This is a genomic window from Pseudonocardia wallangbongensis (assembly GCF_054486945.1).
This window is the reverse complement of record NZ_JBRERS010000006.1, coordinates 447,571-470,980: the sequence shown is the minus strand read 5'-3', so window position 1 is coordinate 470,980 and position 23,410 is coordinate 447,571. Positions and strand designations below refer to the sequence as shown.

At 72.2% G+C, this 23,410-nt stretch carries 24 protein-coding genes, 1 tRNA gene and 1 pseudogene; 16 read left to right on the top strand and 10 right to left on the bottom strand.

The features are described from left to right. Position 1: 1 nt before the first annotated feature. Positions 2-175 (bottom strand): annotated as a pseudogene (locus ACU436_RS24415) (sigma factor); the annotation flags it as partial. A 57-nt stretch (positions 176-232) separates the two neighbouring features. Further along, the gene (locus tag ACU436_RS24410; RefSeq protein ID WP_459029116.1) at positions 233-1,969 is read right to left on the bottom strand and encodes an acyl-CoA dehydrogenase family protein; all 1,737 of its coding nucleotides are present in this window, start codon (positions 1,967-1,969) and stop codon (positions 233-235) included. A gap of 87 nt (positions 1,970-2,056) precedes the next feature. Between ACU436_RS24410 and ACU436_RS24405 the strand changes: the two genes are divergently transcribed. From ACU436_RS24405 to ACU436_RS24380, 6 genes are all read left to right on the top strand, one after another. After that, positions 2,057-3,010 (top strand): Ppx/GppA phosphatase family protein, encoded by a 954-nt coding sequence (locus ACU436_RS24405; protein WP_459029016.1) that lies wholly within the window; start codon positions 2,057-2,059, stop codon positions 3,008-3,010. Between the two features lie 294 nt (positions 3,011-3,304). Then, on the top strand, positions 3,305-4,048 hold the full coding sequence (locus ACU436_RS24400) for a uracil-DNA glycosylase (protein ID WP_459029014.1): 744 nt from the start codon (positions 3,305-3,307) through the stop codon (positions 4,046-4,048). 10 nt (positions 4,049-4,058) lie between these two features. Further along, positions 4,059-5,420: an NAD(P)/FAD-dependent oxidoreductase gene (locus ACU436_RS24395; protein WP_459029012.1), complete on the top strand. Its 1,362-nt coding sequence runs from the start codon at positions 4,059-4,061 to the stop codon at positions 5,418-5,420. 60 nt (positions 5,421-5,480) lie between these two features. Next, on the top strand, positions 5,481-6,020 hold the full coding sequence (locus tag ACU436_RS24390) for a TetR/AcrR family transcriptional regulator (protein ID WP_459029010.1): 540 nt from the start codon (positions 5,481-5,483) through the stop codon (positions 6,018-6,020). Position 6,021: 1 nt separating this feature from the next. Beyond that, the gene (locus tag ACU436_RS24385; protein WP_459029008.1) at positions 6,022-7,299 is read left to right on the top strand and encodes an FAD-dependent oxidoreductase; all 1,278 of its coding nucleotides are present in this window, start codon (positions 6,022-6,024) and stop codon (positions 7,297-7,299) included. A 30-nt stretch (positions 7,300-7,329) separates the two neighbouring features. Next, a tRNA-Leu gene (locus ACU436_RS24380) sits at positions 7,330-7,403 on the top strand. Between the two features lie 248 nt (positions 7,404-7,651). Here the strand turns inward: ACU436_RS24380 and ACU436_RS24375 are convergent. Together ACU436_RS24375 and ACU436_RS24370 are read right to left on the bottom strand one after the other, a co-directional pair. Then, positions 7,652-8,902: a glycosyltransferase gene (locus tag ACU436_RS24375; RefSeq protein WP_459029006.1), complete on the bottom strand. Its 1,251-nt coding sequence runs from the start codon at positions 8,900-8,902 to the stop codon at positions 7,652-7,654. Positions 8,903-9,119: 217 nt separating this feature from the next. Continuing rightward, positions 9,120-9,662, bottom strand: coding sequence for a TetR/AcrR family transcriptional regulator (locus tag ACU436_RS24370; protein WP_459029004.1), 543 nt, complete (start codon positions 9,660-9,662; stop codon positions 9,120-9,122). Positions 9,663-9,847: 185 nt separating this feature from the next. On the opposite strand from ACU436_RS24370, the gene ACU436_RS24365 reads away from it, so the two are divergent. The 5 genes from ACU436_RS24365 to ACU436_RS24345 all read left to right on the top strand — a co-directional run bounded on the left by ACU436_RS24365 (position 9,848) and on the right by ACU436_RS24345 (position 16,302). Next, positions 9,848-10,960: an FAD-dependent monooxygenase gene (locus tag ACU436_RS24365; RefSeq protein WP_459029002.1), complete on the top strand. Its 1,113-nt coding sequence runs from the start codon at positions 9,848-9,850 to the stop codon at positions 10,958-10,960. Continuing rightward, positions 10,957-13,014 carry an MFS transporter gene (locus ACU436_RS24360; protein ID WP_459029000.1) on the top strand — a complete coding sequence of 686 codons (2,058 nt, stop codon included), beginning with the start codon at positions 10,957-10,959 and terminating at the stop codon, positions 13,012-13,014. Before ACU436_RS24365 ends, ACU436_RS24360 begins: the two co-directional genes overlap by 4 nt. 168 nt (positions 13,015-13,182) lie before the next feature. Beyond that, on the top strand, positions 13,183-13,836 hold the full coding sequence (locus tag ACU436_RS24355) for a maleylpyruvate isomerase N-terminal domain-containing protein (protein ID WP_459028998.1): 654 nt from the start codon (positions 13,183-13,185) through the stop codon (positions 13,834-13,836). Positions 13,837-13,892: 56 nt separating this feature from the next. Further along, positions 13,893-15,467 (top strand): hypothetical protein, encoded by a 1,575-nt coding sequence (locus ACU436_RS24350; protein ID WP_459028996.1) that lies wholly within the window; start codon positions 13,893-13,895, stop codon positions 15,465-15,467. A gap of 43 nt (positions 15,468-15,510) precedes the next feature. Further along, positions 15,511-16,302: a class I SAM-dependent methyltransferase gene (locus ACU436_RS24345; protein ID WP_459028994.1), complete on the top strand. Its 792-nt coding sequence runs from the start codon at positions 15,511-15,513 to the stop codon at positions 16,300-16,302. Positions 16,303-16,379: 77 nt separating this feature from the next. Here the strand turns inward: ACU436_RS24345 and ACU436_RS24340 are convergent, their stop codons facing one another. Beyond that, entirely contained in the window at positions 16,380-16,619 is a 240-nt protein-coding gene (locus tag ACU436_RS24340) for a hypothetical protein (protein WP_459028992.1), read from the bottom strand. A 450-nt stretch (positions 16,620-17,069) separates the two neighbouring features. On the opposite strand from ACU436_RS24340, the gene ACU436_RS24335 reads away from it, so the two are divergent. Beyond that, positions 17,070-17,306 (top strand): DUF397 domain-containing protein, encoded by a 237-nt coding sequence (locus tag ACU436_RS24335; protein ID WP_459028990.1) that lies wholly within the window; start codon positions 17,070-17,072, stop codon positions 17,304-17,306. 73 nt (positions 17,307-17,379) lie between these two features. Here the strand turns inward: ACU436_RS24335 and ACU436_RS24330 are convergent, their stop codons facing one another. Continuing rightward, positions 17,380-18,273 carry a helix-turn-helix domain-containing protein gene (locus ACU436_RS24330; RefSeq protein ID WP_459028988.1) on the bottom strand — a complete coding sequence of 298 codons (894 nt, stop codon included), beginning with the start codon at positions 18,271-18,273 and terminating at the stop codon, positions 17,380-17,382. A gap of 225 nt (positions 18,274-18,498) precedes the next feature. On the opposite strand from ACU436_RS24330, the gene ACU436_RS24325 reads away from it, so the two are divergent. Next, complete coding sequence (locus tag ACU436_RS24325) at positions 18,499-19,323, top strand: SAM-dependent methyltransferase (RefSeq protein ID WP_459028986.1); 825 nt, start codon at positions 18,499-18,501, stop codon at positions 19,321-19,323. A gap of 120 nt (positions 19,324-19,443) precedes the next feature. Next, positions 19,444-20,154 (top strand): alpha/beta hydrolase, encoded by a 711-nt coding sequence (locus ACU436_RS24320; protein ID WP_459028984.1) that lies wholly within the window; start codon positions 19,444-19,446, stop codon positions 20,152-20,154. A gap of 5 nt (positions 20,155-20,159) precedes the next feature. On the opposite strand, the gene ACU436_RS24315 is transcribed toward ACU436_RS24320, so the two are convergent. Genes ACU436_RS24315 through ACU436_RS24305 form a run of 3 tightly spaced genes read right to left on the bottom strand, consistent with a single transcriptional unit; the run spans position 20,160 to position 21,266 of the window. Next, a complete protein-coding gene (locus ACU436_RS24315) occupies positions 20,160-20,549 on the bottom strand; it encodes a hypothetical protein (protein WP_459028982.1) in 390 nt (129 codons plus the stop codon). Continuing rightward, positions 20,546-21,022, bottom strand: a complete 477-nt coding sequence (locus ACU436_RS24310; protein WP_459028980.1) for an OsmC family protein — start codon at positions 21,020-21,022, stop codon at positions 20,546-20,548. Before ACU436_RS24310 ends, ACU436_RS24315 begins: the two co-directional genes overlap by 4 nt. 1 nt (position 21,023) lies before the next feature. Further along, positions 21,024-21,266 carry a hypothetical protein gene (locus tag ACU436_RS24305; RefSeq protein WP_459028978.1) on the bottom strand — a complete coding sequence of 81 codons (243 nt, stop codon included), beginning with the start codon at positions 21,264-21,266 and terminating at the stop codon, positions 21,024-21,026. 141 nt (positions 21,267-21,407) lie between these two features. On the opposite strand from ACU436_RS24305, the gene ACU436_RS24300 reads away from it, so the two are divergent. Beyond that, positions 21,408-21,806 (top strand): hypothetical protein, encoded by a 399-nt coding sequence (locus tag ACU436_RS24300; protein WP_459028976.1) that lies wholly within the window; start codon positions 21,408-21,410, stop codon positions 21,804-21,806. Positions 21,807-21,906: 100 nt separating this feature from the next. Next, the gene (locus ACU436_RS24295; protein WP_459028974.1) at positions 21,907-22,722 is read left to right on the top strand and encodes a Bax inhibitor-1/YccA family protein; all 816 of its coding nucleotides are present in this window, start codon (positions 21,907-21,909) and stop codon (positions 22,720-22,722) included. Between the two features lie 59 nt (positions 22,723-22,781). On the opposite strand, the gene ACU436_RS24290 is transcribed toward ACU436_RS24295, so the two are convergent. Continuing rightward, a complete protein-coding gene (locus ACU436_RS24290) occupies positions 22,782-23,402 on the bottom strand; it encodes an antibiotic biosynthesis monooxygenase (RefSeq protein ID WP_459028972.1) in 621 nt (206 codons plus the stop codon). Between the last annotated feature and the right edge of the window lie 8 nt (positions 23,403-23,410).

Here is a 23,410-nt window from a genome sequence, read left to right as displayed (position 1 = left end):
AGACCACGGTCGTCAGCCACCCGGGCACGTTGTGCACGTCGCTGGTGTCGGCGCGGTCGAACCGCAGCCACGCCTCCTGCACGGCGTCGTCCGCCTCGGCCGCCGAGCCGAGCAGCCGCAGCGCCACGGCCCGCAGGTGCGGGCGGTGTGCCTCGAACACCCCGGCGTCACCCATCGAAGCCCCCCATCGGTCGACCACCTGACGGATCGGAGCTCCGAGAGGTGACGGGCCTCAGGGCGTGACCCGGGCGAGCAGCTCGGCGGCCTGCGCCTCGGCCGGCAACGTGCCGGACGTGCGCCACGGGCCGTCGGGCAGGAAGCGGCTCGCGACGAACGCGCGCGCCACCTCCTCGGGCGCGTGCCGCAGCAACAGCGAGCCCTGCAGGCACAGCGCGAGCATCTCGGCCAGCCTGCGCGCCCTCCGCTCCTCCCGCCCGCGCAGCTCGGTGCGCAGCTCGCGGACACCGCGGTCGAACCACGAGTCGCGTCCCGACGCCGACTCGATCTCGGCGAAGACGGCGTCGACCGAATCGGGCTCCCGCGAGACCGCGCGCAGGACGTCGAGTGCGGTGACGTTGCCCGAGCCCTCCCAGATCGAGTTCAGCGGCGCCTCCCGGTAGAGCCGCGGCATGCCCGACTCCTCGACGTAGCCGTTGCCGCCCAGGCATTCGAGGGCCTCCGCGACCACGGCCGGCGCCCGCTTGCACACCAGGTACTTCGCCGCCGGCAGCGCGAGCCGCAGCAGCAGCCGCTCCTCGCGGTCGACGGCCCCGGCGAGGCGCATCGCCAGCGCCGTGGCGGCCTCGGACTCCAGCGCGAGGTCGGCGACCACCGCCTGCATGAGCGGGGCGTCGGCGAGCCGGGTACCGAACGCGCTGCGGTGCGCCACGTGGTGGGCGGCCTCGGTGACGGCCGCCCGGGTGAGGGCGGCCGAGCCGAGCACGCAGTCCAGCCGCGTCATCGACACCATCTCGATGATCGTCTGCACGCCCCGGCCCTCGTCGCCGAGGCGCCACCCGGTGGCCCCGGTGTACTCGACCTCCGCCGAGGCGTTCGACCGGTTGCCGAGCTTGTCCTTGAGCCGCTGCAGCCGGATCGCGTTGCGCGTGCTGTCGGGCAGCACCCGGGGCAGCACGAAGCAGGTGAGCCCGCCCGGGGCCTGCGCGAGCGTCAGGAACAGGTCGTTCATCGGCGCGGAGGTGAACCACTTGTGCCCGACGAGCCGGTAGGTGCCGTCGGAGGTGACGGTGGCCGTGGTGGTGCCGGCGCGCACGTCGGAGCCGCCCTGCTTCTCGGTCATCGACATCCCGGCGAGCAGGCCGGCCTTCGTGGACGGCTCGGCGAGCCCGAACTCGTAGGTGGTGGACCGCAGCCCGGGCTCGTACCGCGCGGCGAGCTCCGGCTCGCGGCGCAGGGCGGGCACCGCCGCGTAGGTCATCGAGATCGGGCAGCCGTGCCCGGGCTCCAGCTGGCTCATCAGGTAGAACCCGGCGGCCCGTGCGACGTGCGCGCCCGTGCCCTGCTCCGCCACCCACGGCGCCCCGTGCAACCCCCAGCCCACCGACGTGCGCATGAGCCAGTGCCATGACGGGTGGAACTCGACCTCGTCGATGCGGTGGCCGTACCGGTCGTGGGTCTGCAGCACGGGCGAGTGGGTGTGGGCGAGGCGGGCGTGCTCGCGGGCCTCCCGCGAGGTGACGATGGCCGCCAGCTGCCGCAGCGCAGGCAGTGCCTCCTCCGCGCCCTCCCGGGCGACCGCATCGGACAGTGCCGGGTCGCACGCCAGGAGGTCGGCGCCGGCGAGCGGCGGCGGCTGGTTCTCGACGCGGTGCGTGCGGTGGTCGCCGGGCTGCAGCGGTGGTTCGGGCGAGCGTGCGGGCTCGGACCGGTCGCGGCCGTTGCGGCTGGTCCGGGTCGGCAGCGTCGGCGCGGAACCGGCTGGAGCGCCCCGCTCCGTCTCCCTCCTCATCGGGTCCACGCGCCGAGGGTAGCGGCCGGTTGGCGGCTTCGGGCCGGTTCTCGCCGCGTACGGTGATCGGCGACAGGGGGAGGGTGCATGCCACGGGTGGCCGCCATCGACTGCGGGACGAACTCGATCCGCCTGCTGGTCGCCGACGTGACCACCGGGTCGGACGGGGTGCCGGCGCTGCGCGACGTGCATCGCGAGACCCGGATCGTCCGGCTCGGCCAGGGGGTCGACGCCGCCGGCCGGCTCGTGCCCGAGGCGATCGAGCGCACCCGGGTCGCGCTCGCCGACTACACCGCCGTGCTGCTGCGCAAGGGCACCGAACGGGTGCGGATGGTGGCCACCAGCGCCACCCGCGACGCCGCCAACCGCGACGACTTCTTCGGGATGGTCCGCGCCACCCTCGGTGTCGAGGCCGAGGTGATCTCCGGGGACGAGGAGGCGCAGCTGTCGTTCATCGGTGCGGTGGGCGACCTCGATCCGGACGACGGGCCGTTCGTCGTCGTGGACGTCGGGGGCGGGTCCACCGAGCTCGTCGTCGGCACGCTCGAGGTCGACGGCGCGGCGGTTCGGGCCGCGCGATCGGTCGACGTCGGCAGCGTGCGGATCACCGAGCGGTGCCTGCACGCCGACCCGCCCACCGTGGACGAGGTGGCGGAGGCACGCGAGCTCGCCACCCGCATCCTCGACGACGCGTTCGCCGCCGTGCCCGTCGGCGGCGTGCGCACCTGGGTGGGTGTCGCGGGCACGATCACCACGCTGTCCGCGGTGGCGCAGGGCCTGTCGGAGTACGACCCGGACGCCGTGCACCTGTCCCGCCTCCCGCGCGCCGACCTGCACCGGATCGCCGGGGACCTGCTCGGCATGTCCCGCGAGGAGCGCGGCCGCCACGGCGGGATCCACCCCGGCCGCATCGACGTGATCGGCGGCGGCGCGCTGATCGTCGACGTGCTCGCCACCGAGCTGCACGATCGCGCGGGCGTCGACGAGCTCGTGGTGAGCGAGCACGACATCCTCGACGGCATCGCCCGCTCCATCGCCTGACCCGCGCCTGCCCGGGTGGGCAGACATGATCACGGCCGTCACGGGGGCCACTTCGAGCGGTGCGGGCGATCACCAGGGATCCGCTGCGGTGGGCGCGCCGTACCCGACCGGGCGCTCCTGTCCCGCCTCGTGTCGCCGGCCTCGCGCGTTCGGTCCGGTACGTGCCGGAACCGTCGCGTGGCCGGGTTGGGAGATCAGGCCGCGGTCGCGCAACACGTGATGTTCATCAGCGTCGACTCGGGGTCGTTCGCGGCGAACACCGGACGTCCGGTCCGGGACACTAGCGTGTGGGGCGTGGGGATCACGCCGTCGACGTCGAGCTTCCGGAGCGTCGCCGAGCTCGATGCGGCGCTCGTCGACTGCCGCGCCTGCCCGCGGCTCGTCGACTGGCGCGAGCAGGTGGCGCGGGACAAGCGCGCGGCGTTCCGCGACCAGGAGTACTGGGGCCGGCCGGTGCCCGGCTTCGGCCCGACGGATGCGCCGCTGCTGATCGTCGGCCTGGCCCCGGCGGCCCACGGCGCGAACCGGACCGGGCGGATGTTCACCGGCGACCGCTCCGGCGACGTGCTGTACGCGGCGCTGCACGCGGTGGGCCTGGCCAACCAGCCCACGGCCGTGCACACCGGTGACGGCCTCGAGCTGATCTCCACCCGGATCACCGCGCCCGTGCACTGCGCGCCGCCGGACAACAAGCCGACGCCGGACGAGCGTGGGCGGTGCGGCGCGTGGCTGCGCGCGGAGCTGGCCCTGCTGCGGCCGCGGGCGGTGGTGGTGCTCGGGGCATTCGGTTGGCAGGCGCTGCTACCGGTGCTCGCCGAGGTGGGCTGGGCGGTGCCGCGGCCGCGGCCGCGTTTCGCCCACGGCGCGCACGTCGAGCTGGGAGGGGAGCGGGGACCGCTGCACCTGTTCGGGTGCTACCACGTGAGCCAGCAGAACACGTTCACCGGACGCCTGACGCCGGCGATGCTGGAGGACGTTCTGCGCCGCGCGGCGGAGGTAGCAAGGCTCACCTCGGAGAGGGAGGTGTCCGCCACCTGAGGGTGGGAACATGGGTGTCATGGCGCGCAACACGCGGATCGTCGTCGTCGGCGGCGGCTACGTCGGCATGTACACCGCACTGCGGTTGCAGAAGAAGCTGCATCGCGGTGAGGCCGAGGTCACGGTGATCGACCCGCAGCCGAACATGACCTATCAGCCGTTCCTGCCCGAGGCCGCGGCGGGTTCGATCGAGCCGCGCCACGTCGTGGTGCCGCTGCGCAAGGTGCTGCGCAAGTGCCACCACCTCACCGGCCGGGTCACGTCGATCAACCACGCCGCCCGCGAGGTCACGGCCGAGCTGATCTCGGGCACGGTCACCACCCTCGGGTACGACGTGCTCGTCGTGGCGCCCGGATCGGTGGCCCGCACCCTGCCGGTTCCGGGGCTGGCCGAGCGGGGAATCGCCTTCAAGAGCGTCGGTGAAGCCATCTACCTGCGCAACCACGTGCTGTCCCGGCTCGACGCTGCCGCCACCACCGTCGATCCCGAGCTGCGGCGTCGACTGCTCACGTTCCTCGTGGTCGGCGGCGGCTACGCCGGGATCGAGGCGCTCGCCGAGCTGCAGGACATGGCCAGCTACGCCACCCGCTACTACGAGAACATCACGCCCGAGGACCAGCGCTGGGTGCTCGTCGAGGCCGCCGGCCGGATCATGCCGGAGGTCGGCCCGCGGCTGGGGCTGTACACGGTCGAGCGCCTGCTGGAAGCCGGCATCGAGGTCTTCCTCGACACCCGTGTGAAGACCATGGAGGGCGGGCACGTCGTCCTCGACGACGGCACCGAGTTCGAGACCGACACGATCGTCTGGACCGCCGGGGTCAAGCCGAACCCGATGCTCGAGAACACCGACCTGCCGCGCGACGCGCGGGGTCGGGTCGATTGCAGCGCGGAGCTGCAGGTCGTCGGCATGCCGGATGTGTTCAGCGCAGGCGACTGCGCCTCGGTGCCCGACCTGTCGAAGGATGACCCCGAGGCCCGCACCAGCCCGTCGGCCCAGCACGCGGTCCGGCAGGCCAAGGTCCTCGCCGACAACATCGTGGCCCACCTGCGCGGCAAGAAGCTCGAGCAGTACGAGCACAGCTACGCCGGGTCCGTGGCGAGCCTCGGGCTGTACAAGGGCGTGGCCGAGATCTACGGCATCAAGCTCCGCGGCCCGATCGCGTGGTTCATGCACCGCACGTACCACGTGAGCCGGATGCCCACGTGGAACCGGCGCATCCGCATCGTCTTCGACTGGACCGGCGCGCTGTTCCTCGGCCGGGAGGTCGTGGCACTCGGCCAGCTCATGGACCCGAAGGCGGAGTTCAGCCGGGTCGCCCGCCCCGGCAAGGCCGCGACCGCGAAGGCCCCCACCACCTCGAAGAGCGGCTGACTCCGGCTCAAGTGGAATCGCCCGTCGACGTGTCGTCGCGCGTCCACTAACCTCAACCAAGTGGTTGGTGGAGAGACTGGGAATCGCCGTGCCCAGCTCGTCTCGGCGGCGTTCCGCCGGGTGGCGGAGTCGGGGTTCGAGGGGTTGCGGCTGCGACAGGTCGCCGAGGACGTCGGCATCGACCACTCCACGCTGCACCACCACTTCGCCACCAAGCAGAGCCTGATCGAGGCGGTCGCCGCGCACACCACGCGGCAGTTCTGGGAGACCAGCCCGCCGGCGCCGGATCCGGCCGCCGCGCTGCGGGCGCACCTGGGCGTGCTGCAGCAGATGATCGTCGAGCAGCCGGACCTGTTCGCCGTCACGGTCGAGCTGGACCTGCGGGCCCGGCGCGATGCAGCGGTGGCGGCCGCGATGGCGCAGCACGAGTCGGGGTGGCGGGAGCGGCTCGTCGAGATCCTCGCCGGCCTCGTGCCGGATCCCGGGACGTCGACGGAACTGGTGATCGCCACCGTCAAGGGCGTGCGCCTGCGGCCGGACGTCGCGGGGCCGGTGCTCGACGTGCTCGCGGCGCAGCTGACCGGAGACCGGAGGGGATGACATGAAGGTACTGATCGTCGGGGGCGGCGTCGGCGGCCTCGCGCTCGCGCAGGGGTTGCGCCGGGCGGGTGTCGACGTCGCGGTCCACGAGCGCGACCACGGCGTCGGGAGCCGTTGGGAGGGCTACCGCATCCACATCAACCCGACCGGCGCCAGGGCGCTGCACGCACTCCTGCCCGCCGACGGCTGGCAGGAGTTCCTCGCGACCGCCGGCCCCGGTGGCGACTTCGGCTTCCTCACCGAGCAGCTCGACGAGCTGGTCGTCGTCGAGGAGTCGATCATGTACCCGCGCGCCGCCGAGCCCACGGAGAACCACTACGCCGCCGATCGCGCCACCTTGCGTCGCGTCCTGGCGGGTGGCCTGGACGACGTCGTGCGGTTCGGGTCCGAGTTCGTCGGGTACGAGACCCGGCCGGACGGCCGGGTCGAAGCGCGGTTCGCCGACGGCAGCACGGCCGTGGCCGACCTCCTCGTGGGAGCCGACGGGCCGTCGTCGCGGGTGCGCGCGCAGCTGCTGCCGCAGGCGACCCCGGTCGATGCAGGCGTCACCGGCATCGCCCACAAGATCTGGCTCGACGACGAGACGCGCGCCGAGCTGGGACGGCTGGGCACCGGCATGAACGCCGTGCAGCCGAACGCGCCGATCTTCCTGTTCACCTCGGTGTTCGATCCGCCCGCGACCACCGGTCTGCGTCCGTACCTGCTGTGCGCGCTGGTCACCCGCCAGGAGCTGCTCCCGTCCGACGTCACCGCCCTCGACCAGGACGCACTGCGGGCCATGGTCGACGTCATGGTGGCCGGCTGGCAGCCGCGGCTGCGCAGGGCGCTCGCGAACTCCGATCCCGCGAGCCGCAGCGCCGTCGGCTTCAGCGCCGCACCGCCGGTGCCGACGTGGACGAGTGGCCCGGTGACGGTCCTCGGCGACGCGATCCACGTGATGCCGCCGATCGGCGGTCTCGGTGGCAACACGGCGTTGCGGGACGCGCACCTGCTCGGCCGGCTGCTCCCGGCGGTCGACCGCGGTGAACGCGCGCTGCTCGACGCCGTCGCGGAGTACGAGGCCGACATGCGCGACTACGGCACGGGCGCGGTGCGCTACGCGCTGGCGCAGGCCGGGCAGCTGCTGTCGACGGGGGCCACCGCCATGGCGGGGGCGCGCACGTTCTTCCGGTTGTGCTCGGCCGTCGCGCCGCTGCGGCGCCGCGCGTTCGCCAGGGGGTGGTCGACGCCCGCCGCCGCGCGGGCGTGGGAACGCGGTGACCTGCCGACGGCCGCGTGAGCAGGAGCGGGTCCGTAGGCTTGGCCCCGCGCCCCCGTTGCCCAACCGGCAGAGGCAGGCCCCTTAAAAGGGTCACAGTGTGGGTTCGAGTCCCACCGGGGGCACGGGCGGCATTCTCGAACAGCGCTGCGCTGTCCTACTGGTCGGCTGGCTGCGGTGGGCGTTGGGTCGGCAGGTTGTGCGCGGCGTCGGCGATGGCGGGGGTCGGATTATCTGCGCCGGACGCGGACGTGAGCTGCCACCGCGAGCTTCCACGGGCGCCCAGCGCGGTTCCACGACGCCACCTGCCGCCAGCGCGCCCACCGCGGGCGCACCGTCGGTCGTCCGTACCGGGGACCGGGTGCGCGCAGGATCACGCTCCGACCAGGTCTTCCACGACTTCCACGCCCTGCCCCAAGCCGTCCTCGGCGCGGATCAGCTCGCCGAGCCGGGCCGCCCGCCGCCGGTGGCCCTCGTCGCGGACGAGGTCGCCGAGGCGTTCCTTCAGGGCCTCGGAGAGTTTCTTGGCGGGCAGCGGTTCGGGCCCCGCGCCGGCAGCGTGCACGCGCGCGCCCCAGAATGGCTGGTCGCCCAGGAAGGGGCAGACCAGCGTAGGTTTCCCCGCGCGCAGCCCGGCTGCCGTCGATCCGGCGCCGCCGTGGTGGACCACGGCGGCGACCCGGTCGAACAGCCAGTCGTGCGGCACGGCATCGACCACCAGCACGTCATCCGACGGCGCGTCCCCCGCGCTCAACCCGCCCCACCCGGTCGCGACGATCCCGCGCAGCCGGTTCGCGTCGAGTGCCCGGAGCACGGCGTCACGACGCTCGTCGGCGCCCTTTCCGAACCCCATGGACCCGAACCCGAAGTAGACCGGCGGCCCGCCCGCGCCCAGGAAGTCGACGAGCCGCGGCGCGGGGAGCCAGGCGGGGTCGGGCGGCAGGAACCAGTAGCCGGTGACGTGCGCCGACGGCGGGAAGTCCGCCGGAACCGGCACGACGTGGCGGCTGTACGGGTAGAGCACGGTGACCGGCGACCCGTCCGGGTTCCGGAGCGGGTCGGCGAGCCGACCGATCGTCCCCAGCCCGATCCGCCGCCGGAAGTCGTTGATCATCCCGCCGTACATCACCGTGGCCATCCGGGTGAACGCGTACGACGCGCGGTTTCCCTGGCCACCGAGTGACACGCCGCCCAAGAACGGGATCGGGAACGCGCGGGTGGGTGTGTAGAACGGGAGCGGTATCGACAGCATTCCGGGAACGCCGAGCGCCTCCGCGATGTGCGGACCGGCCAGGCACTTGGGGTGGTAGACGATCAGGTCCGGTGCGGCGGCCTGCGCCGCGGCCCACTGGTCGTCGATGTGCTCGCGCATCGCCTCCCGCATGACGCCCAGCGTTCGCAGGGCGTCGCGCGCCCCGCTGAGCTCGGGCATGACCTCCTGCAGCATCGCGAGCATCCGGGAACCCGCAGGGTGCAGCCGGACACCGACACCGTCGACCACGTCACGGAAACCCTCCGGGACGGCGAGCGTCACGTCGTGGCCGCGGTCCCGCAGGGCCCCGCCGAACGCCGCGTAGGGCTGGATGTCTCCGCGCGTGCCGAAGGTGGTGACGAGGATGCGCACGGGGCCACCGATCTGCTCGCCCGAGCACGACCCGGGAACGGGACAACGACTGCCGACCAGACTTCCCGGCGCACCGCGCAGAACGGTACGCCGGTCGAGGCGGAGGTCAACAACCAAACCCGGCCACGAGCCCCCGAGGTGGTCCGGATCCCTCGTCGGTCATACCGGGCGGCGCCTCGTCGCGCACCCGCCGCGCCATGGCCACCCGCGCACGCGCTCAGGTGTGCGGTGCCCGGATGCCTGCGAGCACCACGTCGACGATGCGCTCCGCGTCCGCGCGGGTGAACGGGCGTATCCCGCGGTTCACGATGAGGTGCACCGGACCGGAGATCATCTCGCCGAGCATGGAGTGGTCGACCGGCGGCAGCTCGCCCCGCTCCACGGCCAGGTCCAGCCGGCGCCGCACGGTGGCGGCGCGCTCTTCGAGGATCCTGGTCGCCGCCCGGCGGACGGCCGGGCTTTCCTGGGTGGGCTGGATGGCCAGTTCGAGCGCTCGTACGGTCGGCCGGCCCAGACCTTCGGCGAGGACCATCAGGAAGTCCACCAGGTCCCTGCGGAGCTCGCCGGTGTCGGCGACCGACCCGAGGTCGTCGACGTAGCGCAGCAGGGCCTCGACCACCAGCTCCTCGCGGTCGGGCCAGTTGCGGTAGACGCTGGTCTTGTGCACGCCGGCGAGCTCGGCGACCTCCTCGTAGCGGAAGCCTGCGATGCCGTCCCGCGCGACGAGCTCGACGGTCGCGGTGAGGACCTGCGCTCTCACCCGCGCTGTGCGGCCACCGGGACGACGCGTCGGCGACTGATCCGCGGTGCCAGCCATCAGTGGCTCACCTCCTGCCCTCCGCCCGAGCGCTGATTGTTGTCGAGCCCGCGTTGCAGGCGCACGCGGACGGGGCGTACGGTCAGTTAAAGCAACGAATCGTAGCTTTAGATCGGGCGGAGGCCCTCGTGAAGATCCTCGTTTCCGGAGCCGGCATCGCCGGGCTCGCCTGCGCGCTCGACCTCGGCACCCGCGGCCACGACGTCACCGTCGTCGAGTACGCCCGCCACCTGCGGCTCAAAGGCACACCCATCGACATCCGGGGCGACGCCGTCGAGGTCGTGGGCCGGATGGGGCTGCTCGCGACGATCCGCGCACAGCGGATCCGGATGAGCGAGCTCCTCCAGTTCGTCGACGGCGCAGGCGAACCGGTGGCCCGCATCCCGATGGCGGAGGTGAGCGACTCCGGCGACGACATCGAGATCGTCCGCGAGGACCTGGTGCACATCCTCGCCGGCGCGCTCCCGGGCACCGCGACGATCCGCTTCGGCGACTCGGTCGACTCCCTGAACGACGACGGCGCCGGCGTCGACGTCCACTTCGGGTCCGGCCGTACCGAGCGGTACGACCTCGTGCTCGGTGCCGACGGCCAGCACTCCGCGGTGCGCAGGCTGGTGTTCGGGCCCGAGCGGGACTACCTCCGCCACCTCGGTGTCTACATCGCCCTCGCCGACCTCCCCGGCGAGGCAGGGCCCGACCGCGTCAGCTCGATGTACAACGTCCCCGGCCGGATGGCGGGCATCGCCCGGTACAAGGACAAGGCGCTGGCGACCTTCACGTTCCGCTCGGAACCGCTCGACCACGACCACCACGACGTGGACGCCCAGAAGAAGATCCTCGTCGACGCCTTCGCGGGTCACACGTCGTGGAAGATCCCCCAGCTGCTCGACGCGGCCCGCGCCGACCCCGAGTTGTTCTTCGACTCCGCGAGCCAGATCCACATGCCCTCCTGGCACCGCGGCCGCGTCGCCCTCGTCGGGGACGCCGGGTACTGCGCGGCCTTCCTCTCCGGCCGGGGCACCTCGCTCGCGCTCACCGGCGCCTGGTTCCTCGCCGAAGAGCTCGAACGGTGCGGAACGGACCACAGGGCCGCCTTCGAACGGTACGAGACCCGGCAGCGTCCCTACGTCACCTTCGCCCAGGACCGGGTCGGCCAGGGCCGCGATCGCCTGATCCCGGCCACCTGGGACGCCATCGAGGCCCGCAACGAGCGCTTGCGCACGGCGAGCACCCCGGCGTGAACGACACGACGGTCGAGCTCGAACCAGTGGTTGAGGAGCGCCGATGGAGTTGGCGGCTCATCGGCTGGGTGGCCGTTCTCGTCCTCGCCAACCGCATGGCCGACACGGTCATCACCACTCCCCAGATGGTCACGTCGGAGATGCTCGAGTACTTCGGCACCAACCAGGTCGCCTGGCTGAACTCGAGCGCGCTGCTGGCGGGCGCCATCTGCTCACCGCTGCTCGCCAAGAGCGCCGACATCTACGGCAAACGCCGAGTGCTGCTGGTCACCATATTCGTCTCGGGTGCCGGCTCGGTGGTCTGCCTGACCGCACCCGACCTCGGGGTGTTCCTGCTGGGGCGGCTCCTGCAGGGCTCGGCCATGGCGGTGGTGTTCCTCACGGTGGCGGTCACCCGCCAGCTCAGCGCCCCGCGGGTGGCGATGACCGCGATCGGGATCGTGACCTCCGCCTCCGCGATCATCGGAATCGTCGAGCCGTTCCTGATGGAGCCGCTCATCGAGCGGTTCGGCTTCCAGAGCGTGTTCGCCGTGTCGGTCGCCCTGGCCGCGGCCGCCGCGCTGAGCGTGCGCCTGTTCATCCCGGAGACACCCGTCCTCGGCAGCGGCGGCAGGATCGACGTGACCGGGGCCGTGCTGCTCGGCGGCGGCTTGGCCGGCGTGCTCGGCTACGCCAGCCTCGGGCAGGACCTCGGGTGGCTGTCCGCGGGCATGATCGTCCTGCTCGCGGCCGGCGCCGCCGCCCTGGCCGGCTGGGTGGTCCTGGCCCTACGCGTCGACGATCCCGTCGTCGACATCCGGGCCCTGAGCAGGCCGCTGCTGCTGACGCTGCTGGCCGTGGTGCTGGCCGCGGGCTCCTTCCAGGCCATGATCCAGCTGAACAGCCTCATCGCCCCGGTGCCGCCGGAACTCGGCCTCGGCTACGGGCTGGCCGGCACCGGTCCGAACGCCCTGCTGTTCGCGGCGCCCGCACCCGGCATCATCCTCGGTGGCATCTTCGCCGGATGGCTCGCCACCCGGATCGGACCCGCCTGGACCCTGCTGGGCGGTATCGCGATCGGGACGGTGGGAACCTTCACGATGCTGGCGGGGGTGTCGACCTTCACACTGATGGTCGTCTCCGTCGGACTGCTCGGAATGGCCGCAGGCGCGATCAACACCTCCGGGTTCAACCTGGCGACCGCCCAGGCACCACCCGAGCGCCACGGCGTGGTCTCCGGCCTGGTGTCGGTCATGCTCGCCGTCGGAGGCGCCGCCGTCAACGTCGCCGGAACCGCGGTGCTGGGCGCCACCACCACCGAGGTCGACGGCACCCCGCACAACTCCGCGACCGGTGTCCACCTCTACATCCTCATGGCCGGGATCCTGTTCGTCATCGCCACCGTGACCGCGACGGTGCTGGCGCGGAAGCGATCCACCCCGGGGCAGTCGCGGACGGGTGCGGGGTCGCCGAGGCGGGGGACCGGGGCCCACCGGGCGGCGCCGCCGACCCCCCACCGCGCGTCCAGCCCGGCCACCGCCGATGCGCCGACCCGTGACCTGCCCCGGTACCGGCCCGATTCCCGGGAGGCACCCACGCAGGTCATCGCCCGGCCCACCCCGCGCGCCCCCGACGGTGCCGTGAAGAACCCCGCGCAGCGCGTCGTCGCCGGGGTCGGCGGGGTCCTGCTCGCCGGTGTGGCCCTGGTTTTCGGCTCCCAGATCCTCACCGCCGACGACGGCACGACGCTGCTGAGTGACCGGCAGGTCGCCGTCGGACCCGACCGGGAACGGGTGGAGGTGGGTGCGCTCTTCGGCAGCGTCGACGTCGTGGTGCCCGAGGGCGTGCGCGTCCGGGTCGGCAGCCGGGTGGTGTTCGGCGGCACCGAGTGCGAACGGGCCTGCAGCGAGCCGGGCCGCGAGGTCGTGGTGGACGCCGTCGGTGCGTTCGCGATGATCGACGTCATGCGCCCCGGAGAGATCTTGGCCGACGAGCGCGAGCTGGCGCGGGAGGACGCCGAGGATGCCGCGGAGGTCGCGCGCGAACGGGCGGAGGAGGCCAGGGACGACGGCTGAGGGCCTCGATCAGGGGCCGGTGGTGACGTCCTGCAGACGACCACAGGCGTGCCGATGACGGCCCACATCGTCGTCGAGGCGAGCCCGATCACGCGGCGATCCGACCTCCAGCGGCCGAGACGGAAGGACGCGCGACGGTAGTCGGGCGCGTCGGCGTACGGTGCCGAGGTGGATCTCTTCTCCCGTTCGTGGACGGCGTTGCTGGCGGCGGTCGCCGACACCCCGGACGCGGACTTCGAGCGGCCGTCCGGCTGCGCCGGCTGGCTCGTGCGGGATCTGGTGTGCCACCTCGTCATCGACGCCCAGGACGTCCTGATCACCCTGGTCACACCGGCCGATCGCGAGCCGACCGCGGACGCGGCCACCTACTGGGATGTCGTCGAACCCCCGACCGGGGAGGATCCGCTCGACGCGCTGATCCCCCGGCTGGCCGCCGCGTACGGCGAGCCGCGGTGGCTCAAGTTCCACCTCGACGACGTCGGTTCGGCCGCGGGCCGCGCCGCCCGGTTCGCGGACCCGGCCGTCCGCGTGAGCACCAAGGACAAGGTGCTGACCGTGGGCGACTACCTGTCGGCGTACGTGCTCGAGTGGACCTTGCACCACCTGGACCTGGTCGCCCACCTGCCGTCGGCCGCCGAGCCGCCGGCCGACGCGCTCGCGGCCGCGCGCACGTCGCTGGAAGTGATCGCCGGGACCCCGTTCCCCGCCTCGTTCTGCGACGCCGATGCGTTGCTGGTGGGCACCGGCCGACGGGCACCTTCCGGCGCGGAGCGGGCCGCGATGGGTGATCTCGCCGCGAGGCTGCCGTTCGCCCTCGGCTGACTCCGTCCGGGTGACGGTTCAGCGAAACCACAGCGAGCCGCGCGGACGATGCCGGGATGCCGGTTTCGGTCCGCTCGGGCGTCCGTTTCGACGGTGGCGTGATCTGGCTCGTCCTGTCCACCGCCACGGTCGGCACGCTCTACAGCTCGCACTTCCTCCCGTTCTACGACTACTACCAGTGGCTCTTCCAAGGTCATGTCGTGTCGGGCCTGCTGTTCGGGGCGGACGGCGGATCGTCCGGTTTCGCCGGCGTCTACTCGCTCGACCCGGTGCCGGTGCCCAACCTGGCCGCGCCGATCGGCATCGGCGCACTCAACGTCGTCCTGCCGATCGAGGCGGCCGGGCAGCTGTTCGTGGTTCTCACGGTGCTCGGCTTCGCGATCTCGTTCGGCTACCTCGTGCGCACCCTGCAGGGCAGGCCGACCGCGATCGAGTTCCTCGGCTTCCTGTGGGCTCCGGGCTTCTACCTCTACAAGGGCTACCTCAGCTACCTGGTGGGGCTCGCCCTCGTGTTCGTCCTCGTCGCGGTGTTGCACCGGCTGGTCGCCGCCGCGGCCGGGCCGGGCCGGGCCGGCCTGGTGCTGGTGGGTGTCCTCGGCGTCGTGCTCTACCTGTCCCACCTGCTGGCCTGGGGGATCGGCGCGCTCGCCGTCCTCGTGCACGCACTCGTCCTCGTGCGCACGGGCCGCGGCCGGCGGGCGGGGCTCCTGCTCGGCACGTTCCTCCCCGGCGTCGCGTTGGCGGCGTGGTACCTCGCCGCGGAGCACGGCGGGACGGGTGTCGTCCTCTACTCGTCCTGGTTCGACAAGGCGATCTCCCTCGCGGAGACGCTCCAGTTCTTCCTGCGGCTCGACCCGTTCCCGCCGGTTCTCCCCATCTTCTGGGTCAACGCGGTGCTCGCGCTGGTCTTCGCGGCGCTCGTCGGGTCCCAGCTCGACCGGTCCGCTCTGCGCGCCGCCCTCGAGGGCCGGCCGGTGCTCTGGCTGGCGGGCCTGCTCATCGGGATCGCTCTGGTCCTGCCCGTCAGCATGGTCAACGACCTGATCAAGCCGGACGAGCGGTTCGTCGTTCCGGCGCTGCTGCTGGCCGTCGCGGCCCTGCCGTACCGGGCAGCACAGCCGTACCGGGCCGTCCGGCCGGCCGTGACCGGGGTGACCGGGCTCCTCGTGGTCGTCGTCCTCGGCCTGCACGTCGTCGAGTACGTCGACGTCGGAAACCGCATCGCGCGGGTGGACGCGGCCACCGACGCCGGCGTTCCGGCCGGTGCGCCGCTGCTGTACCTGACGGTGCCGTCCCGTTACGGCTGCGACCCCTCGCAGGGGCCGTCCGTCGGGGTGCCCGTTCTCAAATGGTTCGGCGTCGACTACGCGATCGAGACCGGGCAGCCGCGGATCAACGTCGAGGAGACCTCCATCGTCCGCGCCGACGGACCCACCGCGGGTGGGATGACCGTCCTCGCGCCGTCGCTGTCGGAGGTGCCGGGCGCGGTCCTGCCCGTTGCCGCGGACCATCCGTACGTCGAGGCGATCGGGTGCCCCGCCGATCTGGACGGTATCCAGCAGGCACTCGCCCCGACCTATCGTCCGATCGCGCGGGGCGACGGCTACGCGATCCTGCGGCATGCGCCCTGAACCAGCGAATCCGGCGGGCGGCGGTCGCGTACGTTTCCCAGGCATGAGCGGACCCGAGGTCTGGAACGCCGGTGACGCGTACGAGCGCTACGTCGGCCGCTGGAGCCGCAGGGTTGCCGAGTCCTTCGTGCGCAGGCTGGACGTTCCGGCCGGGGCGCGGTGGCTGGACGTCGGCTGCGGAACCGGCGCCCTGACCGCCGCCGTTCTGCGGGTGGCCTGCCCGGACGAGGTGCAGGCCGTCGACTCCTCGGGTGGGTTCCTCGCCCACGCCCGCCATCTGGTGCCCGACCCGCGGGTGCGCTTCTCGATGGGCGATGCCCGCGCGCTCCCGTTCCCCGACGGCCGGTTCGACGTCGTGGTCAGCGGGCTGGTGCTCAACTTCGTGCCCGAGCCCGCCGCCGCGGCGGGGGAGCTGGCCAGGGTCGCGGTGCCCGGTGGGGTCGTCGCGGCCTACCTGTGGGACTACGCCGACGGCATGCAGATGATCCGGCATTTCTGGGACGCCGCCATGGCGCTCGACCCCGCCGTCGCGGAGCAGGACGAGGGCCGCCGGTTCCCGTTGTGCCGGCCGGAGCCGCTGCGCGCGCTCTGGCTCGGGGCCGGCCTCACCGACGTCGAGGTGGCGCCGATCGAGGTGTCCACCCGCTTCCGGGACCTCGACGACTACTGGTCCCCGTTCCTCGGGGGTCAGGGCCCCGCGCCCGGGTACGTCGGCTCGCTGGACGACGATCGGCGTGCCGCGTTGTACGGGCTGCTGCGCGAGCGTCTGCCGGTGGCTCCGGACGGGTCGATCTCGTTGTCCGCGCGCGCGTGGGCGGTGCGCGGGTCCCGTTGAGCGTCCCGGCGGGCCCGGAAGGCCGGCGACGAGCGCACCATCTGAGGACGCCCGCCGCCGGGTCTGAGGGGAGCCGCCTAGCGGCGTCCACCGGCGGCGCGGAGCCGCTCCATCTCCTTGCCGATCTCCCACAGGCGGCACGGCCAGACGGGGGCGACGGTGGTGGGGAGGCGGCAGCCGCGGCAGTGGCCCGTGGCGTCCGGGCTGTGCTCCGCAAGGATGTGACGCACCGCCGACGAGGTGAACGTGGCTGCGAGGACCTCGGCGATGCTGTGGATCTGGTCGCTCGGCTCGCGGGCCACCGGACGCGACCCCATCACGTGAGCCACGGGTTGCAGTGAGCCGCGCGCCGTTCCGCGCGTCTACTCCGCCGACCTGCCTGCCAGCTCCCCCTCACTGTTCCCCGCAACACCGCTGCTCCTCTCGCCGCCCTGGATGTGTCGAAGACTCCTCTGCGTGAGACTCCGGACACATAGAGCAGTGTGCCGGTCACGCGCTGCAGATGCAACCCGCTTCTGCAAATGCAGCGGTGCACGTGCAGTTGAGCGGTGCACGTGCAATTCGGAGCCCGACTTCAGCGATGGAGCGGCGCCCGTCGGGACCGCACGAGCACGCAGAGCAACCGTGAACACCCTGTTCAGGAGCATCCGATCGGCTGAACTCCATCGCATCTGACGACTGCAGGTGCTTGCGCCGTATGCATGTGCATATGACGGCTGCTACCGTCGATCGCATCCGCCACTCAGTGAACCCGGAAGGTGATCAAGATGGCGAACGATCGCATCGTGGTGCCGGCGCAGCAGATCGAAGGTGCCGACTGGCGTAAGAGCACGTTCAGCGGGCAGCACGCCTGCGTCGAGGTCGCGATGCTGGACGGCGGAGAGGTGGCCGTGCGCCACTCGCGTCAGCCGGCAGGTCCCGCGCTCGTGTTCACTCCCGAGGAGTGGTCCGCGTTCATCGAGGGCGCATGGCACGGTGAGTTCGGCCGGCGCCCGACCCACTGACCCTCGCGGTCACCCATCCGAGACAGCTGCCCGGCGTGGCCTCCGCGCCGGGCACTGATGTGTCCGGGCCCGGTCAGAGCTCGGCGATGATCTTCGCCAGCATCTGCCGGGAGCGGTCCGGAGTCTCGGCGTCGACCGTGAGGCGGTCGAGCGCGCGGCTGAAGACCTCGATCTCCTCGACCCCATCGAGCATGACGGCCCCGCCGAGGTGCTCGATGTACACGACGTCCGGGAGCTCGGTCTCGGCGAACCGCAGGAGCTGGAACGGGCTCTCCGCGGCGTAACCGCTGAGCTGCGCGGGCACGACCTGGATCGTGATGTGCGGCTGCTTCGACTGGTCGAGCAGGAACTGGAGCTGCTCCCTCAGCACCCGCCGCCCACCGATCGGCCGACGCAGCACCGACTCGTCGACGACCGCCCAGTATCGCGGCGGGTTCGGCCCGGTGATCAGCGCTTGCCGCTGCATGCGCAGGTGGATCCGCTTCTCGGTGTCCGGCGGTGCGTAGTCGGGGCGGCCCCGGGTGAGCACTGCGCGCACGTACGCCTCGGTCTGCAGCAGGCCGGGCACGAACTGCAGCTCGTAGGTGTGGATGCGGGACGCCGACTCCTCCAGCCCGACGAACTCCTGGAACCAGCTCGGGATGACGTCGGTGAAGCGGCGCCACCAGCCCGGCTCGTTGGCCTTGCGGACCATCTCGAGGAACTGCTCGCGCTCCTCGCCGTCGCTGACGCCGTACATGGTGAGCAGGTCGGCGATGTCGCGCTCCTTGAACGCGACCCGGCCGAGCTCCAGCCGGGAGACCTTGGAGTCGGACGCCCTGATCATGTATCCGGCGTCGGAGCGGGAGATCGCGGCGTTCTCACGCAGCCTGCGCAGCTGGGTGCCGAGCACGATCCGGCGCGCCGTGACACCACGGGCGTCCGCGGGCAGCGCCGAGCTCGGCTCGGAGTGGCCACCCTCAGCCATCGGCTCCTCCTCGCGGACTTCCGGCTCCGTTGTTCGGGGCCCAACCCCACTTCCCGCTGATGGCAGAACGAGCAGGGCCGGCACTCTGCTGGACGATGACCGTACACGCGGAGAACGGCAAGTGGAGGATCGCGTCCTAGGTTCAACCTGTTCAGTCCTTGCCCTACACTCGACTGGCCGCCGTAGACTCCCGGGCTCCGAGATCAACTACCGAGTGAGGCGAGTGTGCCGAGTATCGAGGAAGAGGTAGTTCCCGCCTACATCGACGTGTCGAAGGCGAGCGTTGCGCGGGTGTACGACGCCTTCCTGAACGGCAAGGACAACTACGAGATCGACCGCGAGGTCCTGCGCCGGATTCAGAAGGTGGCGCCCGAGGCCACCCAGCTCGGATGGGACAACCGGGAGTTCCTCATCCGGGCCAGCCGCTTCATCGCGAGCCAGACCGGCATCACCCAGTACCTGGACTGCGGCTCGGGCCTGCCCACGGCGGAGAACACCCATCAGATCGTGCAGCGCATCGACCCGGAGTCCCAGGTCGTGTACGTCGACAACGATCCGGTGGTGCTCGCACACGGTCGCGCGCTACTCGAGGAGAACGACCGCACCCATCTCATCGGTGCCAACATCTTCGAGCCGAGTGACGTACTGCAGAACGAGGTCGTGCGCAAGCACCTCGATTTCTCCGAGCCCATTGCGCTGTACCAGTGCGGAACGATCCACCATTACACCGGTGATCGATACGCCGAGATCATGCAGGAGTACATCGAGGCGCTGCCCGCTGGTTCGTATGTGGCGCTGAGCCACTTCTTCGACCCGGAGACCGAGGAGCACAGCGCCCTCGCCCGCAAGATGGAAGAAGTCTTCCTGCACAGCCCGATGGGCAGCGGTTCGTTCCGCACGCGGGAGCAGATCTTGAGCATGTTCTCCGGGCTCGAACTCGTCGAGCCGGGTCTCGTGCTGTGCGCCGACTGGTGGCCGGACGGGCCGCGCGTGAAGCCGATGGCCACGGTCTCGTACACCATCGCCGGCGCGGTCGGGCGCAAGCCCTGAAGCAGAGATCGGGTGCCAGGCCGGGCAACCACCCTTCCGCTCAGCAGAAGTGATGTTGCCCGGCTCGCGGCGGCGCCGCGACGCTGCTACCTCCGGTAATGCGCATTCCTGGAGGTCGCCATGACGCCGGCGCCGACACTGGTCCTCGTCCACGGCGCGTGGCACGGGCCGTGGGCGTGGCGCCGGATCACCGAGGAGCTCGCCGACCTCGACGTCCGCACGGTCGCGCTGCCGTCCGTCGGCCCCGACCGCGCCGCGCTCGGCGACCTGCACACCGATGCCGACGCGGTACGGGCCGCGGTCAGCATGGTCGACGGGCCGGTCGTGGTGTGCGCCCACTCCTACGGCGGCGTGCCGGTGACGGAGGCGCTGGCCGGGGTGTCGAACGTCGTCGGGCTCGTCTACCTGTGCGCGTTCCAGATCGACGTCGGCGAGTCGCTGCTCTCCGCCGTCGGCGGTAGCCCACCGAGCTGGTGGGACGTGCACCGGGCGGAGGGCTACGTCGACCCGCTCCGTCCGTTCGAGATCTTCTACGGCGACGTGCGCGCGCACACCGCCCGCGGCGCCGTCGCCAGGCTCGGCCACCAGGCGCTCGCGGCGTTCGAACAGCCCCTCACGCGCGCGGCCTGGCGCACGATCCCCAGCACCTACGTCGTCTGCGAGCGGGACGCCGCGATCCCCGTCGCCGCACAGGAGATGATGGCCGAGCGGGCTGACCGCGTGCTGCGCATGCCCACGTCGCACTCGCCGTTCCTGTCGCGGCCTGCGCAGCTCGGGGGCGTCCTCAGGGCCGAGCTGGTGGCGTCGGGCAGGGCGACCGCCACCCGCTGACGGGGTCAGCTCGGGACGCGGTGCCGGCGCGCCGCACCGCCGAGCACGGCCAGCACCGCGACGCCCGCGGCGAGGGCGGGGGCGAGGAGCGCCGCCCCGACCACCCAGAGGTTCGCGCCGATGACCTCGGCCGTGGCGCTGAACCAGCTGTACAGCGCGATGGCCGGCACGGCGACGCCGAGCAGGGCCGCCACCGGGCCGCGGGCGAACCCACCCGCGAAGGCCAGCACGGCGAGCCCGGCCACCGCCACGGCCCAGTGCCGGGCCGTGAGCGGCGACGCGTAGGTCTGCGGGTCCGCCGTGGGCACGACGCTCCAGTCGGCCGGGAACGCGACCAGCCACAGCCCGACCGTCGCGGCCGCGAGCAGCACGACGACGGCGGCCGCCCGCGTCATCCCGCCTCGACGAAGGCGATCAGCGGTTCGACGCGGACCGGCGTGGCGAGGCTGTTGGCGATGAAGCATTCGCGGTGTGCCACGTCGACGAGGTGTCGCACCCGCTCCTCGGTGGGGCCCTCGACGAGCGTGATCCGCGGTCGCAGCACGATCTCCGAGATGCGGATGGGGCGCTGGGCCTCCGGCATCAGCGCGGTGGCGTCGTCGCGGTAGTCGCGGACGTCGAGCCGGGCCCGGGCGGCGACCGCGAGGAACGACAGCAGCTGGCAGGACGCGGCGGCGAGGACCACGAGCTGCTCGGGGTTGAGCCGGGCCGGGTCGCCGAGGAACGCCGGGTCGGACGAGAGCGCGAGCTCCGGTTCGGCCGGTGGGGCGCTCCCGCGGTGCCCCCGGTCGTAGGCCGGGTAGCCGCCTGCGGTGGAGCCGGACCAGGAACACAGGGCCCGGTAGGTGTGGACCGGTTGCTCCGACATGTCAGCGGGCCGGTGCGCCGGCGTCGCGGACGCTCGAGGGATCGCCGGGCCGGCGCCGGGCCATCGGCCCACGAGAGCGCTGCCGCAGCCAGCCGCGGCCGATCTGCAGGACCCTGCTGATCGCATTGGGGCCGCGCCGGGACTCGATCAGGTCACCGACCCGGCCGAGCAACCAGCCGAGCAGCGGGGCGCCGATCGCGAGGATCAGCCACCATCGCAGCCGCGCGGACAGGAACGCCCACATCGAAGGCCACCTCCAGCAGATACGCCTGGGCCCGACCGTATGCGCCGCGGCCGGACGATGCACGTGCTGAACGGCCTTGTTCCCCCGTAGGACCGGCGGAAACGGCTGCCCGACGGCGCCCGGGGCGGCTACCATCCGACGATGGCGGGCGACCGTCCGGTCCTGCTCGGGCTGCTGCTCTACCTCCTCGTCGCGGCCGCGCCGACCGTCCTGTTCTGGGTGGCGCTGCGGCTGGTCCCCGCTGCGCTCACGGCCTGGTTCGGGCGTCGCAGGCGCCGCGACGATCCAGCCGGGCCCCCGCTCGAGTCCGTCGTGGCGAACCTGCGCAGGCTGCGCCGCGAGGTGTGCGGCGGGTGCTACCGCACCCAGGTCCGGCGCCTGGCGGTGCAGGCCGCATACGACGACACGCTGCTGGAATGTTGCCGGCTCGTCTCCGTCGATGCCCCGCTCGCCACGGCCGACGCCCGGGATCGCCCGTTCGCCCGGCTCCTCACCGAGGCGGCCCTGGAGAACGCCGGGATCACCCTGGACCCACCGTGACCGAATCGCAGTAAAGTCAACTTTACTGAACGGGGAACGCCACGGGGTGTTCCCTCGTTGAACTGCACGGACGCATGACCCGCTTCCGAGGAGGACCCAGGTGCGCACCAGCAGCAACCCGGCGTTCCGCAACCTGCCTGCCGGGCAGGGTGGGTACGCCACGTTCGACCGCCAGGGCGGCGCGATGGGCGGCGCCACCGCCTACGCCGACGCCCAGGCCGCGCAGGTCGGCTACGGGAGGGCCGGGGTCGGTGAGCGCCCGCTCACGATGGACGACGTCGTCACGAAGACGGCGATCACCGGCGGTGTCGCGCTCGCGGCGGGCCTGCTCACCGCGCTCAGCGGGATGTTCTGGCTCGTGCTTCCGGCGTTCATCGTCGGGCTCGTCGTGTCGCTGATCGTCATCTTCAAGCAGAGCAGCAACCCGGGCCTCGTGCTCACGTACTCGGCGGCGATGGGTGTCGCCCTCGGCGGCATCACCGGCGCGCTCGAGATGTCGGGCACCCAGTTCGAGGGCATCGGCTTCCAGGCGGTGGTGGGCACCGCCGGTGTGTTCGTCGGGATGCTGGTCGTCTACAAGACCGGCGCCGTGCGGGTCACGCCGAAGTTCACCAAGTGGCTGATGGGCGCGATGTTCGGCGTCATGATCCTCATGGTGGTGAACCTGGTCGCGAGCTTCTTCACCACCGGCGGCCTCGGCCTGCGCGACGGCTCGCCGCTCGCCTACCTGTTCAGCATCGTCTGCATCGGTGTGGCCGCGTTCAGCCTGCTGCTCGACTTCGACATGGCCGACCGCGCCGTCCGCGACGGTGCCCCGGCGAAGTTCGCCTGGTACATCGCGTTCGGCCTGATGACCACGCTGGTCTGGCTGTACATCGAGATCCTGCGGCTCCTGAGCTACCTGCGCCAGGACTGATCCACGCCCGACGCGAGCGGCGCCCGTCCCCGAGCCGGGGACGGGCGCCGTTTCGCGTCTCAGGCCATCTCGGGCACGCGCAGGTGGGCCAGCGCGAGCTCGAACTCACCGACCTCCACGATCTCGACCCCGGCGTCCCGGGCGGCGCGCTCGCGGAGGTCCTCGCCCTCCGCGTGGCTGCGGTCCATCGCCTCGCGGCTGTCGAAGGTCACCGAGGACACGGCGTACCCCTCGCCGCGGTCCACCATCAGGCTGGCGCTGCAGAAGCCCTCGAACTCCTGCGTGGCCGGCAGCACCCCCATGCGGTAGACGTCGATGCCGCGGTCCACCTGCTCGGGCGCCATCCGCACCCAGGTGGCCCGGACGCAGGCGCCGGGGGCCGAGTTGTGGTCGCGGTGCATGACGGCGATCTCCCACTCGTCGACCTGCGGACGGCCGCCGAGCATCTCGGACGCGCGTTCGCGCATCGGCCGCACGCCGTCGGTCGTGGCGTCCATCGCCTCCTTCGACTGCCAGGCCGTGGTGACGATGCTGTGGCCCGTCCGGCGGTCGACGAGCATGGACATGCCGACGCAGCCCTCCATGCCCAACACCGTGGGCATGATCTCGTCACGGATGAGCGCGATGCCCGGCTCGAGCGACTCCGGGTGCGCGCGGATCGTGGTGGAGCGTGCGTACACGACCCACC

What these genes read in the sequence shown, in the direction of transcription:
- ACU436_RS24410 (WP_459029116.1), bottom strand. Translation starts at nt 1,969, where the DNA reads ATGAGGAGGGAGACGGAGCGGGGCGCTCCAGCCGGTTCCGCGCCGACG.
- ACU436_RS24405 (WP_459029016.1), top strand. Translation starts at nt 2,057, where the DNA reads ATGCCACGGGTGGCCGCCATCGACTGCGGGACGAACTCGATCCGCCTG.
- ACU436_RS24395 (WP_459029012.1), top strand. Translation starts at nt 4,059, where the DNA reads ATGGGTGTCATGGCGCGCAACACGCGGATCGTCGTCGTCGGCGGCGGC.
- ACU436_RS24385 (WP_459029008.1), top strand. Translation starts at nt 6,022, where the DNA reads ATGAAGGTACTGATCGTCGGGGGCGGCGTCGGCGGCCTCGCGCTCGCG.
- ACU436_RS24350 (WP_459028996.1), top strand. Translation starts at nt 13,893, where the DNA reads ATGCCGGTTTCGGTCCGCTCGGGCGTCCGTTTCGACGGTGGCGTGATC.
- ACU436_RS24345 (WP_459028994.1), top strand. Translation starts at nt 15,511, where the DNA reads ATGAGCGGACCCGAGGTCTGGAACGCCGGTGACGCGTACGAGCGCTAC.
- ACU436_RS24340 (WP_459028992.1), bottom strand. Translation starts at nt 16,619, where the DNA reads ATGGGGTCGCGTCCGGTGGCCCGCGAGCCGAGCGACCAGATCCACAGC.
- ACU436_RS24335 (WP_459028990.1), top strand. Translation starts at nt 17,070, where the DNA reads ATGGCGAACGATCGCATCGTGGTGCCGGCGCAGCAGATCGAAGGTGCC.
- ACU436_RS24330 (WP_459028988.1), bottom strand. Translation starts at nt 18,273, where the DNA reads ATGGCTGAGGGTGGCCACTCCGAGCCGAGCTCGGCGCTGCCCGCGGAC.
- ACU436_RS24320 (WP_459028984.1), top strand. Translation starts at nt 19,444, where the DNA reads ATGACGCCGGCGCCGACACTGGTCCTCGTCCACGGCGCGTGGCACGGG.
- ACU436_RS24315 (WP_459028982.1), bottom strand. Translation starts at nt 20,549, where the DNA reads ATGACGCGGGCGGCCGCCGTCGTCGTGCTGCTCGCGGCCGCGACGGTC.
- ACU436_RS24310 (WP_459028980.1), bottom strand. Translation starts at nt 21,022, where the DNA reads ATGTCGGAGCAACCGGTCCACACCTACCGGGCCCTGTGTTCCTGGTCC.
- ACU436_RS24305 (WP_459028978.1), bottom strand. Translation starts at nt 21,266, where the DNA reads ATGTGGGCGTTCCTGTCCGCGCGGCTGCGATGGTGGCTGATCCTCGCG.
- ACU436_RS24300 (WP_459028976.1), top strand. Translation starts at nt 21,408, where the DNA reads ATGGCGGGCGACCGTCCGGTCCTGCTCGGGCTGCTGCTCTACCTCCTC.